Origin of the sequence: Rhizobium sp. BK512 (genome assembly GCF_014194915.1) — a bacterium.
GTDB lineage: Bacteria > Pseudomonadota > Alphaproteobacteria > Rhizobiales > Rhizobiaceae > Rhizobium.
Genome location: NZ_JACIAS010000001.1, coordinates 1,144,997 through 1,162,332 on the forward strand (window position 1 = coordinate 1,144,997; position 17,336 = coordinate 1,162,332).

At 59.7% G+C, this 17,336-nt stretch carries 15 protein-coding genes and 1 tRNA gene; 6 read left to right on the top strand and 10 right to left on the bottom strand.

Annotated elements, in window-relative coordinates; all coding sequences use genetic code 11:
• Window positions 1–18: 18 nt before the first annotated feature.
• The 6 genes from FHX06_RS05740 to FHX06_RS05765 form a co-directional block, all read right to left on the bottom strand.
• Window positions 19–1,080 carry a four-carbon acid sugar kinase family protein gene (locus FHX06_RS05740; protein WP_113209951.1) on the bottom strand — a complete coding sequence of 354 codons (1,062 nt, stop codon included), beginning with the start codon at window positions 1,078–1,080 and terminating at the stop codon, window positions 19–21.
• Window positions 1,077–2,069, bottom strand: a complete 993-nt coding sequence (locus FHX06_RS05745; RefSeq protein WP_113209952.1) for an ABC transporter ATP-binding protein — start codon at window positions 2,067–2,069, stop codon at window positions 1,077–1,079. Before FHX06_RS05745 ends, FHX06_RS05740 begins: the two co-directional genes overlap by 4 nt.
• A complete protein-coding gene (locus tag FHX06_RS05750) occupies window positions 2,069–3,073 on the bottom strand; it encodes an ABC transporter ATP-binding protein (RefSeq protein ID WP_113209953.1) in 1,005 nt (334 codons plus the stop codon). Before FHX06_RS05750 ends, FHX06_RS05745 begins: the two co-directional genes overlap by 1 nt.
• Window positions 3,073–4,032: an ABC transporter permease gene (locus tag FHX06_RS05755; protein WP_112543864.1), complete on the bottom strand. Its 960-nt coding sequence runs from the start codon at window positions 4,030–4,032 to the stop codon at window positions 3,073–3,075. Before FHX06_RS05755 ends, FHX06_RS05750 begins: the two co-directional genes overlap by 1 nt.
• A gap of 2 nt (window positions 4,033–4,034) precedes the next feature.
• Window positions 4,035–4,991: an ABC transporter permease gene (locus FHX06_RS05760; protein ID WP_029616464.1), complete on the bottom strand. Its 957-nt coding sequence runs from the start codon at window positions 4,989–4,991 to the stop codon at window positions 4,035–4,037.
• A gap of 133 nt (window positions 4,992–5,124) precedes the next feature.
• Window positions 5,125–6,765 (bottom strand): ABC transporter substrate-binding protein, encoded by a 1,641-nt coding sequence (locus FHX06_RS05765; protein WP_112971305.1) that lies wholly within the window; start codon window positions 6,763–6,765, stop codon window positions 5,125–5,127.
• Window positions 6,766–7,042: 277 nt separating this feature from the next.
• Between FHX06_RS05765 and FHX06_RS05770 the strand changes: the two genes are divergently transcribed.
• From FHX06_RS05770 to pdxA, 4 genes are all read left to right on the top strand, one after another.
• A complete protein-coding gene (locus FHX06_RS05770; protein ID WP_113116806.1) occupies window positions 7,043–7,948 on the top strand; it encodes a dihydrodipicolinate synthase family protein in 906 nt (301 codons plus the stop codon).
• 12 nt (window positions 7,949–7,960) lie between these two features.
• Window positions 7,961–9,145 carry a sialidase family protein gene (locus tag FHX06_RS05775; protein ID WP_183878361.1) on the top strand — a complete coding sequence of 395 codons (1,185 nt, stop codon included), beginning with the start codon at window positions 7,961–7,963 and terminating at the stop codon, window positions 9,143–9,145.
• 325 nt (window positions 9,146–9,470) lie between these two features.
• Window positions 9,471–10,604, top strand: a complete 1,134-nt coding sequence (locus FHX06_RS05780; RefSeq protein WP_113209956.1) for an iron-containing alcohol dehydrogenase — start codon at window positions 9,471–9,473, stop codon at window positions 10,602–10,604.
• A gap of 28 nt (window positions 10,605–10,632) precedes the next feature.
• Window positions 10,633–11,631 (top strand): 4-hydroxythreonine-4-phosphate dehydrogenase PdxA, encoded by a 999-nt coding sequence (gene pdxA, locus FHX06_RS05785; RefSeq protein ID WP_113014838.1) that lies wholly within the window; start codon window positions 10,633–10,635, stop codon window positions 11,629–11,631.
• A 115-nt stretch (window positions 11,632–11,746) separates the two neighbouring features.
• Here pdxA and FHX06_RS05790 read toward each other — a convergent pair whose 3' ends face one another.
• The 3 genes from FHX06_RS05790 to FHX06_RS05800 all read right to left on the bottom strand — a co-directional run bounded on the left by FHX06_RS05790 (window position 11,747) and on the right by FHX06_RS05800 (window position 14,737).
• Window positions 11,747–12,529 carry a FadR/GntR family transcriptional regulator gene (locus FHX06_RS05790; RefSeq protein WP_183878363.1) on the bottom strand — a complete coding sequence of 261 codons (783 nt, stop codon included), beginning with the start codon at window positions 12,527–12,529 and terminating at the stop codon, window positions 11,747–11,749.
• A 192-nt stretch (window positions 12,530–12,721) separates the two neighbouring features.
• Complete coding sequence (locus FHX06_RS05795) at window positions 12,722–13,708, bottom strand: substrate-binding domain-containing protein (protein WP_029616466.1); 987 nt, start codon at window positions 13,706–13,708, stop codon at window positions 12,722–12,724.
• 48 nt (window positions 13,709–13,756) lie between these two features.
• A complete protein-coding gene (locus FHX06_RS05800) occupies window positions 13,757–14,737 on the bottom strand; it encodes an NAD-dependent epimerase/dehydratase family protein (protein ID WP_113014836.1) in 981 nt (326 codons plus the stop codon).
• Between the two features lie 256 nt (window positions 14,738–14,993).
• Between FHX06_RS05800 and FHX06_RS05805 the strand changes: the two genes are divergently transcribed.
• Together FHX06_RS05805 and FHX06_RS05810 are read left to right on the top strand one after the other, a co-directional pair.
• A complete protein-coding gene (locus FHX06_RS05805) occupies window positions 14,994–15,734 on the top strand; it encodes an ATP-binding cassette domain-containing protein (RefSeq protein ID WP_018115154.1) in 741 nt (246 codons plus the stop codon).
• A 39-nt stretch (window positions 15,735–15,773) separates the two neighbouring features.
• Window positions 15,774–16,772, top strand: coding sequence for an ABC transporter permease (locus FHX06_RS05810; RefSeq protein ID WP_113209958.1), 999 nt, complete (start codon window positions 15,774–15,776; stop codon window positions 16,770–16,772).
• A gap of 485 nt (window positions 16,773–17,257) precedes the next feature.
• Here the strand turns inward: FHX06_RS05810 and FHX06_RS05815 are convergent.
• Window positions 17,258–17,334, bottom strand: a tRNA-Met gene (locus FHX06_RS05815).
• Between the last annotated feature and the right edge of the window lie 2 nt (window positions 17,335–17,336).

The following is a 17,336-nucleotide window of genomic DNA, read 5'->3' on the forward strand; positions in this document are numbered from 1 at the left end:
CTCCCTGCTGGCATTCGCTCAAGCCGCCTGATTCCGAACGATCAGTCTTAGCAAACTATCGGAATTGCCGAAGCCCCCCGACTTGACCGCGCAACGAAATTGCCGCCCGTCGGCGCCGGTCACATCGAACCACGGAATGCCGGCCTCGATTTCACCCTTAGGCAACAGAACCGAAACGCCCAGTTCGCGGAAAACGGCAAGCGCGGTATCGCCGCCGCCCACCATGATCATGTTCGGATTTGTATCATCTATGACCGATTTCACGCCCTGCGCAAAGCGAGCGGCAACGAGCGCGGCCTCGGTCTTCATTTCGCCCGTGCAGCGCATCAGCGCCGGCAGCGCCAGACCCTCGCCGCTTTCGACCACGCCCATCGGCGCATCGACGACGACGCGCAGTGCGCCCGACGCTTCGAGACGATCCATCTGCGCAGCTGTGATCGGATCGCGGGACCCGAAGGCGAAGAGCGTCTTTCGCGCCGCGAGAAATTCCGGCGTCAGCCGTGCAGGTCCGCCGAGCCGGCGCGCGAGCGCCGAACCCAGACCACGGGCCCCGACGGCAAGGGTGGAACGCCAGTCATTCTCTGCGACCACAATGTCGAGATCCGCATCGTCTTCGGCATCGGCAACCATGACGTCACGGCCAGATCCGGCAAAGAGCTCGGCTATCGGCAATGGATGGTCCACACCGCGCCCGACCACGCAGCCACGGTAGGTGATCCGCTCCTGATCGGGAATGGCGGGCGCCATGAGGATTGTCTCGAGACCAAGCACATCGGCGAGCGCGATACTTTCGACCGCTACATTGCCCTTCAACCGCGAATCGATCTTCTTCATGAAGACGGCCGATCCGGCAGCGCGCAGGGTCTCGGCAACGGCTCGTACGCGCGCGGCCGCTTCAGTTTCCGGCAATCCGCGCGAAGCGGTATTGACGACAACGACTTCGGCGCCGGTTTCAAGTGCCTTGCCGACAGCTTCGACATCGATGGCCACGGCAACCGACAGCCCAGCCTCCACGAAGGGCGTCCCGGTATCGAGCGAGCCGGTCAGGTCGTCGGCAATGATGGCGACTTTCAGCGTCATGAAGTCTGCCCCGGATTGACGGCATGGCAGGCGACGAGATGGCCGGGATTTGCTTCCTTCCATTCCGGAATGACCTTGCTGCAAACCTCCATCGCGATCGGGCAGCGCGTGTGGAAACGGCAGCCGGTCGGCGGGTTCAGCGGGCTCGGCACATCGCCCTGCAGGATCTGGCGCTTGCGGTTGCGCTCCAGTTCAGGATCGGTTTCCGGCACGGCCGAGAGCAGCGCCCTCGTATAAGGATGAAGCGGATTGTCAAAGAGCTCTTCGCGTGTTGCGAGCTCGGCCAGCCGACCGAGATACATGACGCCGACCCGCGTGCTGATGTGGCGCACGACGGCCAGATCATGGGCAATGAAGAGATAGGTCAGGCCATATTTTTCCTGCAGATCGAGCAGCAGGTTGATGATCTGCGCCTGGATCGACACGTCGAGCGCCGAGATCGCCTCGTCGCAGACGATGAATTTCGGCTGGCAGGCAAGCGCACGCGCAATGACGACACGCTGGCGCTGGCCGCCCGAGAGCTCGTGCGGGTAACGCTGGGCAAAACGCGTCGGCAGGCCGACATCGGTCAGCAGGGCTGCGACCTTGTCCTTCAGTTCCGCCTTGGTGGCAAGCTTGTGGAACAGGATCGGCTCGCCTATCGCCTCGCCGACCGTCATGCGCGGATTGAGCGTCGAATAAGGATCCTGGAACACGATCTGCAGGTCGCGGCGGAACGGCCGCATCTGCTTTTCATCGAGCGTGGCGATATCCTGGCCCTTGTAGACCACTTTGCCGCTCGTCGCCTTGTAGAGATTGAGGATGGTGAAGCCGGTTGTCGATTTGCCGCAGCCGGATTCGCCGACGAGGCTCAGCGTCTCGCCTTCCATGATCTCCAAGTTGACATTGTCGAGCGCATAGACGGTCGCCGAGCGTTCTCCGAAAGCACCGAGCTTGACGTGGAAATGCTTGACGAGGTTTTCGACCTTCAAGAGCGGTTGAGCACCCATCACGCAGCCTCCTGCATTCTCTGGACGACGAAACAGGCGGCGCGATGCGCTTTATTGCCGGCAATCGGCTCAAGACGCGGCACGCGTTCATGACAGACGGCTTCGGCCAGCGGGCAGCGCGGCGCAAAGGGGCAGCCCTTTGGGCGACGGCCAGGCTCTGGCGGCGTGCCGCCGATCGAGGAGAGCCGGCTTGCCGGCGCATCCGAAAGCTTCGGGATCGAGGACAGCAGGCCACGCGTATAAGGGTGGCTCGGACGAGCATAGAGCTCGTCCACCGGCGCATCTTCCACGACCGTCCCGGCATAGAGCACGGCGACTCGATCGACGAGGCCCGCGATCAGCGCGAGGTCGTGGGTGATCCAGACGACGGACATGCCGAGTTTGGCGCGCAGATCCTTCACCAGATCGACGATCTGGGCCTGGATCGTCACGTCGAGCGCGGTGGTCGGCTCATCGGCGATCAGAAGCTTCGGATTGCAGGCAAGACCGATCGCGATCATCACGCGCTGACGCATGCCGCCCGAAAGCTCGTGCGGATAGGCCATCAGCCGTTCTTCCGGGCCGGGGATGCCGACGAGGCGCAGAAGCTCGACGGCCCGACCCTGCGCCTCTTTCTTCGACATCTTGCGATGGTAGATCAGCGGCTCGCAGATCTGGTCGCCGATGCGCATGACGGGATTGAGCGAGGTCATCGGATCCTGAAAGACGAAGCCGACATCGCCGCCGCGCACCTTGCGCAGCTCGCCATTCGACATCGTCTGCAGGTCGCGCCCGTCGAACGTCGCCGTTCCCTTCGTCACCTTGATCTTGTTCGGCAACAGCCGCATCAGGCTCAGCATCGTCAGGCTCTTGCCGCAGCCGGATTCACCGACGACGCCCAGCGTTTCGCCCTTGTTGACGTGGAGGTCGATGCCGTCAACCACGACGGCCGGGCCACGGCGCGTATCGATCTCGATGGTGAGATCCTTCACGTCCAGCAGACGTTCGTTGCTTGTTGCATTCATCATTTGCTGCCCCGCGGATTGAGTGCGTCGTTGAGGCCGTCGCCGAGGAAGCTGAAGGCCACCGAGGCAAGGCCGAGCACGGCCGCCGGAGCGGCGAGGAGATGCGGATAATGCTGCCAGACGCGCAGGCCGTCCGAAATCATGTTACCCCAGCTGGGGGTCGGCGGATTGACGCCAACACCGAGGAAACTGAAGGCGCTTTCCAGCACCATGGCCGTGCCGAGGCCGGCGCTGACGGAAACGATCAGCGGACCGAGCGCATTCGGCACGATGTAGCGGAGGATGACGATCCAGTTGGAAAGGCCAAGCGCCTGTGCCGCCATGACGTAAGGACGGTTACGGATCGACAGAACCTGGGCGCGCACGAGGCGCGCATAGGGCGGCCAGGAGATGAGTGCCATCGAACCGAAGACCAGGATGAAATCCACCCAGACCGTCTGGCGATAGAAGGGATTGAGGGTCGCAAGATACTGCGCCTCCATCCACCGGGTGATCGGCGTCTTCAGCGATGCATTGATGACGACGACGAGAAGCAGGTTCGGCACCGACATCGTCACATCCGTCAGCCACATGATGACCCGGTCGAAGGGATTGCCGAAGAAGCCAGCGATGGCGCCAAGCAGAAGCCCGATCACGACAGCGATAAAGGTGACGATGACGGCAACGAGGAAGGCCGTGCGCGTGCCGAAGACGATACGGCTGAAGACGTCGCGGCCGAGATCGTCGGTGCCGAAGAAATGCGCCAGTGATGGCGGCGCGTTGCGCGAAGCAAGATCCTGGCTGAGATAGTCATAGGGCGTCAGAGACGGACCGAAGATCGCCGCGAAGGCAAGGATTACGATCACGATCAGGCCGAAGATCGCAAGCTTGTTGCGCTTCAGGCGATGCCAGGCATCACGCCACAGGTTGACGGGCGGTTCCTCGGCTGTGTCGATCGTCGAAAGAGGAATGGCGGACATGGTCAGCGGCTCCTTCTGGAATCATTAGCGCGAGGATCGAGCAGCGGGTAGAGCACATCGACCAGCAGGTTCGACGCCATGACCAGGAAGGATCCGATCAGGGTAATCGCGAGAATGACGGGATAATCGGAGTTGGTGAGCGCCTGCACGGTCAACCGGCCGAGACCCGGCAGGCCGAAGACGAGTTCGACGAAAATCGCGCCATTCACGATCGTGATCATGATGAGGCCAAGCTGTGTAACGACGGGCGTTAGCACTGGCCGCAGAATATGCTTCAGCGCGACAACGATTTCCGGCACGCCCTTCGCGCGGGCGGTGCGAACGAAATCTTCGGACAGCACTTCAATGACGGCGGCGCGCGTCTGGCGCACGATGAGCGCGACCGGCTGGAAGGACAAAACGATGAGCGGCAGGAAGATGCGCACATCGAAGATGCCACCCCAGCCATAGGGCACCTTGATCATCGGTAGAAGCACGATAAGCGCCACCATCAATAGCGGACCGGCGACATAGGCCGGGATCGCCCAGAGGAACAGCGCTGTACCGAGGATTGTGTAGTCGACACGGTTGTTCTGGTTCAGAGCGGCGATCATCCCGAGCGGGATCGCAACCACCGCCGTCAGGATGATGGAACAGAGAGCGAGCTGGAAAGAGACGGGCGCGGCGGCAGAGACCATGGCCCAGACCGAACGACCCGAGCTCAGTGAATTGCCGAACTGGCCGTGCAGGAGGTTCCAGATGTAAAGACCGAACTGCTCGATGAAAGGTTTGTTGAGACCTGCACTTTCGCGGATCGCCTCGATGCGCTGCGGGTTATAGGCGACGTCACCGGGTGCGCGAAGGAAGATCAGCTTGATCGGATCGCCCGCACCATAGAAGGCCATCGCGTAGACGGCCATCATCACGACCAGGACGGACGGAATCCAGATGGCAAATCGCGTGAGCACGTAGCGTAGCAAGGCCACCTCCCATTCTTGCCCGGCGCATTCCCGCGGGAGGCCGCAGCCGCCGGTTCTTCTTGAAACGTAGCGCGAAGACCTTTCGGCCTTCGCGCCGCTGCTTTGGCCGCATCATGCGGCCCTGCTATCGGCCTCAGCCGATGGAAACGTCCCAGGGAGCCACGACCTGCCAGTCGAGGTTCTTTTCCATCGCCTTGACTTCCTTGGTTGCCCAGCGTGACATCGCCTGAGAATACCATGGAAGGAAGGCCCAGTCGTCGCGGAACACCTTCTGGGCTTCCTGTGCCAGCTTCACGCGATCCGGGTCGTCGGCAGCCTTGGTCGCCGCTTCGGCAAGCAGGCTATCCACCTTGGCGTTCTTGTATCCACCGAGCTTGTTCTGGGCATTCGAAGACGAGGACGCGATGGAGCCTGCAAGATAGGAGACGGCATCGGGAACACGTGTGCCGACGTCATCACGGAAGATCTGCACCGCGTTCTGGTCCGGACCGGCATAGGAGTCCTGCTGCGGCTTCATGTCGACCGCGGTGATGCCGAGATTCTGGCGCCACTGCTCGGCGATGAACTGGGCGGCCGCCTGGATCGCCGGGCCGGAAATGCCGACGAACAGCAGCTTGGGAAGACGCTCCGGACCACCATAGCTCGATTCAGCCAGCAGCTTCTTGGCCGCTGCCGGATCATACGGATAGGGTTCGAAGCCGGAATTGTCCGCTCCCGGAACCGAGTTCAGGATCTGGTCGGCCTTCTTGTGTGGACCATCCGGATAGGACGCCTTGAACAGACCATCGCGATCGACCGCCATGATCAGCGCCTGGCGAACCTTGGGGTCATCCATTGGCGCGCGCGACGTGTTGAACCAGAAATGCTGGCTGGTCGGGATCAGCGGGCCTGCGGAAAATTCCGGGCCGAGATCCTGGATGATCGTCGAGGTGACGAGCTCCGTATGAGCATTATATTCGCCTGATTTGATCAGCGAGGTCGCGGTGACATTGTCTTCGATCGAGCTGATCTCAATGCGGGCGAGCTTCGGCTTCGGGCCGAAGAACTTCTCGTTCGGCTCGAAGGTGAGTGTGCCGGCATCGATATCGATTGCCGTCAGCTTGAATGGGCCGGAATAGACGGCCTTGCTGTCTGGCTTGTACCAATCAGCTACTTCCTCGCCGTCGCTACCGCGCGACTGTTCAGCCTTGGTGATCGGAACGATATGGTTGGCGAGACGCATGAAGAAGATCGGATCGGCTTCCGTCAGCGTGCAGACAACGGTCGATTCGTCAGGCGTTGCAACGCCGGTCAGCTCATTGCCGGAGCCGTCAGACATTTCCTTATAACCGGCGACCTTGCTCAGAACCTGATCGACGCGCTGGTTCTTCGTATTGGGCATGGCGGAAACCTGCCACGAGCCCTTGACATCGGCCGAGGTAATCTTGCTGCCGTCGGAGAAGACGGCCTTCGGGTCGATCTTGAAAGTCCAGACCTTCTTGTCCGGCGAGTCCCAGCTCGTGAAGACGTAAGGCTGGATCTTGCCTTCCGTGTCGAAATACATCGGCGAAGCCCACCAGAAGGAGTTCCAGCGGAAGGTTCTGCCGCCGCCGCGCAGCGGCGACCAATCCTGGTCGAAGGCCGGATTGATGGCCTTCAAGACCTGGCCGTCCTGCGCCATGACGATGCGGGCGCTCGCGCCAAAGAGCGAGAAGCCGACGCCGGCCGCAAGCCCGAGCTTCAGCGCGTTACGACGGGAAATCTGCGAAAAGTTTTGGTCGTTACCAATTGTCATTTGCTCCTCCGTGGCAAATAGCGCGCCTTTCGAAAGACCTCCCCGAAGCTGCGCGATATGGCCCTGACATTTGCGCGATAATGTAAATCTGTCAATGGAAAATAACGAATGAAAGATTAAATGCGATAACGCCAATTATTTGTCTAGAAAAATCAATATCATAAAGATTGGCGTTCGAAGTTTTCAGATTTGTAAGATTGACAACTCCGTCACATTGGGATGAATACGACAGCGTAAGAACGCGCCTGGAGGGCTCGATCTGACGAGGAGGACAACTTTGAGCAATCACAAGATTACAGGCGTTTATAGCGCCGCTACCACCCCTCTCAACGCCGATGGCAGCCCGGATCTCGGCCTGTTCACCGAACATTGCCAGCGACTGATCGAAGAAGGTTGTCACGGCGTGGCGCTGCTCGGAACGACGGGCGAAGCCAACTCCTTCTCTTCCGCTGAGCGCCGTGTGATCCTTGAAGCCGCACTGAAGGCTGGCATTCCCTCGGACAAGCTCCTGCCGGGCACTGGCGTTGTCGCCATTCCCGAGACAGTCGAGTTGACGAAACATGCGCTCTCGCTCGGCGTTACCAAGGCGGTCATGCTGCCCCCCTTCTATTACAAGGGCGTCTCCGACGAAGGGCTGTTCACCGCCTATGCGCAGATTCTGGAGAAGATCGGCGATACCAGGCTGCAGGTGATCCTCTATCATATCCCGCAGGTCTCAGGCGTTCCGCTCTCCATTCCGCTGATTAGCCGCCTTGTCGAAGCCTTCCCGGAGACGGTCGTCGGCATTAAGGAATCTGCCGGTGATTTCAATAACATGCAGGAAATCATCGCAACCTGCCCTGGCTTCTCGGTACTCTGTGGTGCCGACCCGCTGCTGTTACCACTCCTGAAGGCTGGCGGCGCCGGCTGCATCACCGCCACGTCGAACCTCGTCGCAAACTCGCTGCGCACGGTTTACGACCACGTTCACGACGAAACGAAGGGTGCTGAGGTCGAGGCCGCACAGGCGCGCATCAATGCCTTCCGCACCCTGTCGAACTCCTATGTGCAGATCCCGACGATCAAGGCCATGGTCGGCCTGAAGACCGGCAATGCAGATTGGAGACGCACGCGCCCGCCGCTGGTGCCGCTCAATGATGCCGAATACGCGGCACTCGCCGAAGGCTATGCCAAGCTGCCGTAAAGGAGGAATGCCATGCAAACGACAGGTTTGAAGCCCGAGGACGTGCCGGCTTTGATGGACGGTGTCCTCAGGACAAATACCGCCCAGACTGGCCGTTTTGATGCCTATCTGCCCTCTCCCTGCATTCAGAACCATGCCGCCAATCTCGCCTTTCTGGCCGATGGCACGCTGACCTGCGTCTGGTTCGGCGGCACGATGGAGGGCATGGGTGACATCTCGATTTACATGTCGCGGCTCGCTCCCGGCGCGGATCGCTGGTCCGAACCTGAGAAAATGTCTGATGATCCGGCAAGATCCGAGCAGAATCCCTTGATTTTCAACGCACCGGATGGCCGTGTCTGGCTGCTCTATACTTCGCAAACGTCTGGCGACCAGGACGGCGCAGTTGTCAAATGCCGGATCTCCGCAGACGGCGGCAAGAGTTTTGCCGCACCCACCATTCTCTGCGACCTGCCCGGCACCTTCGTGCGCCAGCAAATTATCGTGAATGGCAATGGCGACTGGCTGCTCCCCGTCTTCCGTTGCATCAGCCTACCCGGCCAGAGATGGAGCGGCGACGCCGACACAGCAGGCGTTCTGATCTCCCGCGATCGCGGAAAAAGCTGGCAGATGAAGGAGATAGAAAACAGTCTGGGTGCTGTGCACATGAATATCGTGCCGGTCGGTGCCGACAGGATGATCGCTTTCTTCCGCGACCGGTATTCGGAAAACATTCGCGCTTCGCTGTCATCAGACCAAGGCGAGACCTGGAGTGCGCCCGAGCCGACCAATCTGCCCAACAACAATTCCTCGATCCAGGCCACAAGGCTGACGGACCGGAGAATCGCGATGGTTTACAACCACAGCAACGCCGCCTCCTCCGACGCCAGACGTCAGTCCCTCTATGACGAGATTGAAAGCTACAAGGCGCCTGTCGCAGAAATGTCGAATATCCCGGCCAGAAAGGCCATCTGGGGAGTTCCGCGCGCGCCGCTCAGCCTTGCGGTTTCTGCCGATGCAGGCGGTCATTTCGAACGTAAACTCGATCTCGATACCGGCGACGGCTACTGCCTGAGCAACAATTCGAAGGATAGGCTCAATCGCGAGTTCTCCTACCCCTCCATCACGCAGGGGCCGGATGGCGCACTTCACGTGGCCTACACCTATTATCGACGCGCCATAAAATATGTCCGCCTTCCATTAGAATCAATTACTTAGAAGTCATCAAAAATAGCCGACTGCGAGTATTGGCGGGCCGAATGTTTGAAGCAATTCGGCCCGCCAATACTCGCAGTCATTTTACAAATGAACCACACGCGATTGACAAGCTGAGCCAGCGAGACGAAGCGCCGTCTCGGAATACATATATTTAATATATATCAACATGTTGCGCTGAATTCTCGGCTCAAGAAACCCTTTGCGATCGCCGAAACCAATCAACATGCGATAAAAATCCGCATTCATTCTTGCCAAAAACCATCGGACAGGATAACAACTTTACATGATAGACGGTCAAGTCCGTCGCGCATCGGGAGGACCGTTTATGGTCAGTTTGGATTCACCTGTTACCGTTGTTCGGCCACACCTGATCGAGTTCGGCGTCGGAACCTCGGGGAAATTGGGCGCCTGGGCGGCCAGCAAGGGTTATCTCCGAACGCTGATTATCTCGGACGCCTTCAATGCCGCACGCATCGATATGCTGCAGTTGAACGGCGAAGTTTCGGTCTTCTCGGATGTTACGCCCGAGCCGGATATTGCCAATCTCGACAAGGTGCTTGCTGCGGCCGAAGCGGCGCAGGCTGAGCTCATCGTCGGCTTCGGCGGGGGCAGCGCCATGGACCTGGCCAAGCTCTCTGCCGTACTTGCCGGCTCTCGGCAGACGCTTCGCGAGGTTGTCGGCCCCAACAAGGTGCAGGGTCCGCGAAAGGTAGCGCTCGCGCAGGTTCCGACGACATCGGGCACGGGCAGCGAGGCCGGCATCCGCGCTCTGGTAACAGATCCCGAGACCAAGGCCAAACTCGCGGTCGAGAGCCTTCACATGCTCGCCGACATTGCCGTCATCGATCCGTCGCTGACCTTCTCCGTTCCGGCCCGCACCACGGCGGCAACCGGTGTCGATGCCATGGCCCATTGCGTCGAGGCCTTCACCAATCGCAAGGCGCATCCGATGATCGACATGTATGCGATCGAAGGAACGCGGCTTGTCGGCAAATATCTTGCGCGCGCCGTCCGCGACGGCTCGGATGCCGAAGCTCGTGCCGGCCTTTCGCTGGCCTCGCTCTATGGCGGCTTCTGCCTCGGCCCGGTCAACACGGCGGGCGGCCATGCGCTTGCCTATCCGCTCGGCACCCGCTGGCACGTCGCTCACGGCGCCGCCAATGCGCTGATCTTCCCGCATGTACTCGCCTTCAACACACCGGCCGTACCGGAGAAGACAAAGGCGGTAATGGAAGCCCTCGGCTATGACACGTCCGATACCGTCCAATCGGTCTTCGATGCAGCCTATGCCTTTTGCGCCGACCTCGGCATCGAAATGACCTTGTCGGGCCTCGGCGTGCCGAAGAACGATCTCGACGCCATGGCTGACGACGCGTTCGCCATCCGCAGGCTGCTCGACAACAATCCGCGCGACTTGACGCGTACTGACATACGCTCGATCTATGAAGCGGCCTATTGAGGCGGGGCTTTCAAGAGGAATTTGATTGATGGACAGAAATGCAAAAGTCGCGGTGACCCTTGGTGACCCCGCCGGCGTTGGCCCCGAAGTGATCGTCAAGGCGCTGGTGGCCCTGCCGGCAGCCGAACGGCGCGATTTCGTCATCGTCGGCAACACAGAAGCGCTGGAGCGAGCTGCGCGCGCGGCCGATGTCAGCCTGAGCTTCGGCCCCTCAGCCTCCGACGATGGAAATACCATCGCCGTCGATGAGGTGCCGCTTGATGCCCCCCTCCCCGAGATCGGCAAGGTCAGCCCTGTTGCGGGCGATGCGTCGGTTCGCTACATCGCCCGCGCCGTCGATCTGGCAATGTCGAAAGAAGCCGACGTCATCGTTACGGCGCCGATCAACAAGGAAGCGATGAACCTCGCCGGCCATCATTTCGATGGCCATACCGGCCTGCTGGCACACCTGACCGGTTCCAAGAGCTCCTTCATGCTGCTCGCCTCCGAGCGGCTGAATACCATTCACGTCTCCACCCATGTCTCGCTGAAGGGTGCGATCGAGCGGGCGAAGACCGAACGCGTGCTGGCAACGATCGAAGCCGGCCACAATCACTTCATGCGCCTCGGCAAGAAGGCTCGCATCGCCGTTGCCGGTCTCAACCCGCATTGCGGCGAAAACGGCCTCTTCGGAACCGAAGACACGGAATTCCTGGCACCTGCCGTCGAACTCGCACAGGCCAAGGGTATCGACGTGGTCGGACCCATCTCCGCCGACACGGTCTTTGCCCGGGCTTATAACGGTGCCTTCGATCTGGTGATCGCGCAATATCACGATCAGGGTCACATCCCGATCAAGCTGGTCGCTTTTGATACCGCCGTGAACGTCTCCCTCGGCCTGCCGATCGACCGCGTCTCCGTGGACCACGGCACCGCCTTCGACATCGCCGGAACCGGCCGCGCCAACCACGTCAACATGTTGTCGGCCATCGCTTATGCACGGCTGATGGCGAGGTCTCCACGCCGGGCGGCAGTGCCTGCCTCCTGAGCAAGGGGGGCCTAATTCGAGGGCCGGTCGCACGAGCCGCCAGTAGCCGGCTTTTCCGCCGGCATACGTGATAGAGGCCGTCCGGCCCATCCTCGGCGCGATTGGATACCAACGTCTATCGCGACCACCGTGCTATAATGTGGTCTGTATTCGCCAGCAGCTTGCGGACGGCGCTGCGCGCCATGTTCGGTCGTTGTAATCGGACGCTTTTCTCAATGTTTTCATGAAGCTTGATAACGTATTGCAAGTCGTCTTCCTCTCGCGTGACATGGGCGAAAAGGTGGTTCAGCGCCGATTCGATCAATACGCCGAGCGGCACCAGCAGATCATTTCCCGAGGCATGCAAGATCGCGATGTGAAATCGCGCATCGGCTTCTGTTCGCTGCTGGAGTGACGTCGCCTGGTCCATGTCTCGCAGGGCTTGACTGATCGCCGCCATTTGGGCGTCGCTTCGGCGCGCAGCAGCAAGCGCTGTCGCTTCCGGCTCGATCATGTGCCTGAGTTCTTGCACCGCCCGCAAAAATGATTCACGATCGGGAGAGGCCACATACCAGCCCAAAACATCCCGATCCAGCAGGTTCCACCGCTCCTTGGGTTCGACCCAACTGCCGATTTTCGGGCGCGAGGAAAGCAGGCCCTTTGCCATCAGCATCTTGATCGCCTCGCGCACCGCCGACCGGCTGACGTCAAAGACTTGTGACCATTTTGCCTCGTTTGGCAGGATCGTGCCGGGCGGATAATCACCACGCACTATCCTGAGGCCGATCTCGCCTGCCAAAGACAGATGAACACTCGCTCCGGTCATGCGGGCGGCATTTGGGCGCCTTGTGGTAGCTGAGCTGTCAGCCGTCGGCACCTCGACCGGGGTCGTCGGCCTTCCCGATTTCTTGTCAGGCATTTATTTCTACTGCCTCAGCATTCTTTCGACTGTCCGCATGGACCATCAAAACAATTGTAATAACGAGGAAGTCGCCTGCGATTGGATCCGGCGCAGCGCGCGGAATTCAGGGCGCGTCAAGCCCTGCAGATCTTTCGATCCGTCACATGAAGGCAATCGGCGCACCCTGACCTGGTGCGCCGAGCCATGAGCCTACTTTTGAATGCAGGTATCAACCGTGTCCTTCGTGCACTCATCGAGGCCGGTGAAGACCGGATCGTCGACTGCCTTGCCCGCAATCAGATCCATCATCACTGTCGGTGCCTTGTAGCCCATCTCGAACGGCCGTTGACCGACGAGTGCAGTCACCAGGCCTTCCTTCGCAATGGCAATCTCGTCGCCGATCGTGTCGGCCGCACCGATGACGAATTCATTGCTGCCAATCTTCTCAGCCATCGGCTTGAACAGGTCGCGATAGGGTTGAGGTGCGCCGAACAAGGGCCAGCCACCCATGATGCCGAATGCATCGAGGTCGGGATTGGCCGCGAGGATATCGGTCATTGCCTGCACGCCCTTGGCACCGTCGTCATTGGTAAAGACCGGGCAGCCGGCGACTTCCGTCCAGCCACCTTCGCCTTTCAATTCCGTAAGACCCTTCTGGCCGGTGAGCGTGTCACGCATACCCTGCGCGCGACGCAGAATATTGTCTGCTCCCGGATTGCCTTCGATCGTGCAGATCTTGCCACCCTTCGGCTTGGCCTTCTTGATGTACTCACCGATACGTGCGCCCATCAGATAGTTGTCGGTGCCGAGATAGGTCTTGCGCAAGGCTGCGTCCTCGGCTGCAAGATCGGCATCAAGCGTCATCACCGGGACGCTCGGATTGGCGGTCTTCAGTGTCTGGGCGATGAGCTTTGCGTTTGACGGCGAAATCGCGATTGCGGCAGTGTCTGCCTTACCCAACATATCCTGTACGATCTGCGCTTCGCCGGCTTCATCGGATGTTGATGCCGGACCGGTGTAGAAGCACTCATATTCCGCGGAAGGGTTCTCCTTGTTCCACTTCTGGCAACCCTGATTGATTGCTTCGAAGAACGGATTGTCGAGACCCTTCACGACGATGACGAGTTGCTTCTTCGCCAAGGCCTGCCCTGCGGTCAATGCTAAAACTGCGGCTGTAAGTAGTAATGCCTTCCTCATGGTTTCCTCCCTTGAAACAGACGGGCACGGCATGCCCGCCACACGAAATCAACCCGGATACCACACGATACGAGGCTCCTCCTTCGAACGCTCGTATTGCCACGCCGAGTTGATAAGCATTTCGAGATCGTAGTCTGGCCGCCAATTGAGCAGGTATTTCGCCTTGCTGTTGTCCATCCAGTTGGAATGGAAGCGGCTTGGTATCTCGACCGAGTCGAGATTTCGCGTGCGGGACAGGTAAGCGGCGACTTCAGCATAGTCGACGGGTCGGTCCATGCAGATATTGAAGAGTTGCCTCTCCGCCCTGGGGTTGTCGATCGCTGCCAAAATTGCCGATACGAGGTCGTCGACATGCACGAAGTTGCGTTTCAGCGGACGACCGTCAGCATCGAGCAGCAGCGGGACCGTGCCCACGGCCGCATAGCGTCGCGCCGCTTCTTCCGGAACGAGCGTCTTCCAGTCCGGGCCGCCAAAGACGTCATCCCCAAAGGACAACGAATACTTGAAATCGTCCTTCTCCATGATCCATGGCGCTCGGAGGCAACAACCGTTAAGGCCATACTGAATGCCGAACTGCTCCAGCATGACCTCCTCCAGAACCTTGGAGAGCGCATAGCTTCCGGGATAGGCGCAATGGGGGGCGCTCTCGGTGATTGGACCGGAATGGCGATAGTGGAAATGCCCAATGCCCGCGTCGCCGCCGATCAGGATGAACTGACGTGCCGTGACGCTTCCACGGAACTCTTCGAGAAGCCAAAAGAGACCCTTGACCGTAACGTCCATGACGTCTTCAGGGGTTTCCTTACACGTGGCGAGATGCACGACATGGGTAACATCGTTCAGCGCTGCTGCCACGATATCGCGATCGGCGATCGAGCCGCGGATGACTTCGACGCGATCGGTCGCCTCGCACAAACGATTATGACAAAGCGCGCGAACACGGGCTTTGGAAAATCTCGGATCGTCAAGCAGCCCAGCAATGAAGCGCTGCCCGACCTTGCCCGTCGCACCGGTAACAAGGATCAGCATGCTCTCTCTCCCAGTGATAGCTAATATTCACGCGCCACTTCCGTCAATTGATATTTGTCTGACAAAACAGATTTTTGTTACAATAGGCTCAGCATCTCGGACAATGAGTTGACGCTGTCGCAGGGTTTTGCGTAAATGCTCATATTCGCTTTTCCTGGGAGGATATTGGAGAAGCGAATTCGCCCGAGCCTCGCGTCAAAAACAGGCTGGGCTTGGAGCGAATGGATAGCGACAGTTTTGGGAGGCCAGAAGGCTGGTGGCGGTTCTCGAGCTCACCAATATTTCCAAACATTTCGGTGCCATCCAGGCCGTCAACGACGTTTCGTTTTCGCTCGAAGCGGGACAAGTCGTCGGCCTCATGGGTGACAACGGCGCGGGCAAGTCCACGCTGGTCAAGATGATCGCCGGCAACTTTCGACCGAGCCACGGAACCATGAGTCTCGATGGAACCGAGATCGTCCTGCATAAGCCGAAGGAGGCGCGGCTGCATGGCATCGAAATCGTTCATCAGGATCTGGCGCTCTGCAATAACCTTACGGCGGCGGCCAACGTGTTCCTCGGACGAGAATTGCGACGCGGTATATGGCCCGTTCGCATTCTCGACTACAAAGCCATGTACAAGCGCGCCGGCGAGATCTTCCGCGAGCTCAAATCGGAGACGCGGCCACGCGATCTCGTCAAGCAGATGTCAGGTGGCCAGCGGCAAGCCGTCGCGATTGGCCGGACGATGCTGTCGGAAGCGAAAATCGTGCTGATGGACGAGCCGACGGCCGCCATTTCCGTGCGCCAAGTCGCCGAGGTTCTCAATTTGATCCGCGAATTGCGTGACCGGGGCATTGTCGTCGTCCTGATCAGCCACCGCATGCCCGACGTCTTTTCGGTCGCAGACCGTGTGATCGTGATGCGGCGCGGTAGAAAAGTAGCCGACAAGCCAATTGCGGCAAGTTCGCCTGAGGAAGTGACGGGGCTTATCACCGGCGCCATCGAACAGGTGTGATCGATGCTATCGCCGCAGCGAGAAAGAAGAAGGTCGACGATGGCGATTACACTTGACCAGACGATCGGGCAGAAGCAACGGAGCTGGCTTGCGTCGATCTTAGGCGGCCAGACATTCTGGGTCCTGATTGCCGTCATTCTCGCCTGCATCTTCCTGTCGATGACGACAGATTCCTTTGCAACGTCGAAGAACATCTACAACATCACCCGCAACGTCACGTTCGTCGCAATTATCGCGCTGGGCATGACACTGGTCATCATCACCGGGGGCATCGATTTGTCCGTTGGCTCCGTGCTCTGCCTGTGCAGCATGGTGCTGGCGGTCGTCATGCATGCGGGATACAGCATTGAGATCGGCATCGCCGCGTCGATCGGGACTGCTCTTGTGGTCGGAGCGTTCAACGGCCTATTGATTGCGTATCTCGGCTTCCCACCCTTCGTCGTCACGCTCGGAATGTTGTCGATTGCGCGCAGCCTGGCGATGGTCGCATCCAACAACACCGTCGTTTTCCAGTTTGGGCCCGATCACGACAAGCTGCTGGCGCTGGGTGGTGGCGCCTGGTTTTTCGGCATCGCAAATCCGGTGCTCTACATGATCGTACTGGCGCTTATTACCGGCTTTGTGCTGCGCTGGACCAAGTTTGGCCGCTACGTTTTTGCCATCGGCGGTAATGAGCACGCCGCGACACTGACAGGCGTTCCCGTACAGATGATCAAGGTCGTCGTATATATGATCTCCGCCCTCTCGGCTGGGGTCGCCGGCATCATTCAAACCGGCTGGCTCGGAGCAGTCACCACAAATATCGGCGCGGGCATGGAACTCCAGGTCATTGCCGCCGCGGTCATCGGCGGCGCCAATCTGGCTGGCGGCGTCGGCACTGCCTTCGGGGCGTTGATCGGCGCCGCGCTCATCGAGGTGATCCGCAACAGCCTCGGCCTGCTCGGCATCAACGCGTTCTGGCAAGGCTGCTTTATCGGCGGGGCAATTGTGCTCGCCGTTCTCTTCGACCGAATTCGCAACCTGCGACGCGATGAATAGGCGAACGCGGTTCCTCAAGCTGTTGCAAAGCGGGTCCCGTTAAATGTTTCCAGGCTCGCTCTTGCGTCACGACTAGCCATATTCGGTAATTTGCTAGCCGCACCGACAATCAGCGTTCGGGCATGGCAAGCCCCGCTGCAGACACACAAAAGCCCTCCGAGATGGAGGGCTTTTGTTTTGATCCTTTAGGAGGGACTGTTTGTTTTGGTTACGGTGTTTGTGGCATCCGCTTCACTTGGCCTTGAGGTTATGGTCCGCAGGACGGCGAGTCACCCTCGCCGGCGGCGCAGTCGTTTTCCGCGCCGGGCGATAGTCACGGCGCGATGTCTTTCGCAAGACGAGAGAGGGGAAGATTGGCTGGGTGCCCGGGCTTTGCAGTTTTCTGTTTCGCCGCGTCGGCTTTGGGAGCTTTGGGCGTTTTGGCGGCTTTCGAGGCGTTGAACCTCGTGGCACAAAAAAGCCCGCTTGAATGCGGGCTATATGTTTGGTTGCGGGGGCAGGATTTGAACCTGCGGCCTTCAGGTTATGAGCCTGACGAGCTACCGGGCTGCTCCACCCCGCGTC

Coding starts and splice junctions, on each gene's coding strand:
- FHX06_RS05740 (WP_113209951.1), bottom strand. CDS start 1,080: ATGACGCTGAAAGTCGCCATCATTGCCGACGACCTGACCGGCTCGCTC.
- FHX06_RS05745 (WP_113209952.1), bottom strand. CDS start 2,069: ATGGGTGCTCAACCGCTCTTGAAGGTCGAAAACCTCGTCAAGCATTTC.
- FHX06_RS05750 (WP_113209953.1), bottom strand. CDS start 3,073: ATGAATGCAACAAGCAACGAACGTCTGCTGGACGTGAAGGATCTCACC.
- FHX06_RS05755 (WP_112543864.1), bottom strand. CDS start 4,032: ATGTCCGCCATTCCTCTTTCGACGATCGACACAGCCGAGGAACCGCCC.
- FHX06_RS05765 (WP_112971305.1), bottom strand. CDS start 6,765: ATGACAATTGGTAACGACCAAAACTTTTCGCAGATTTCCCGTCGTAAC.
- FHX06_RS05775 (WP_183878361.1), top strand. CDS start 7,961: ATGCAAACGACAGGTTTGAAGCCCGAGGACGTGCCGGCTTTGATGGAC.
- FHX06_RS05780 (WP_113209956.1), top strand. CDS start 9,471: ATGGTCAGTTTGGATTCACCTGTTACCGTTGTTCGGCCACACCTGATC.
- pdxA (WP_113014838.1), top strand. CDS start 10,633: ATGGACAGAAATGCAAAAGTCGCGGTGACCCTTGGTGACCCCGCCGGC.
- FHX06_RS05790 (WP_183878363.1), bottom strand. CDS start 12,529: ATGCCTGACAAGAAATCGGGAAGGCCGACGACCCCGGTCGAGGTGCCG.
- FHX06_RS05795 (WP_029616466.1), bottom strand. CDS start 13,708: ATGAGGAAGGCATTACTACTTACAGCCGCAGTTTTAGCATTGACCGCA.
- FHX06_RS05800 (WP_113014836.1), bottom strand. CDS start 14,737: ATGCTGATCCTTGTTACCGGTGCGACGGGCAAGGTCGGGCAGCGCTTC.
- FHX06_RS05810 (WP_113209958.1), top strand. CDS start 15,774: ATGGCGATTACACTTGACCAGACGATCGGGCAGAAGCAACGGAGCTGG.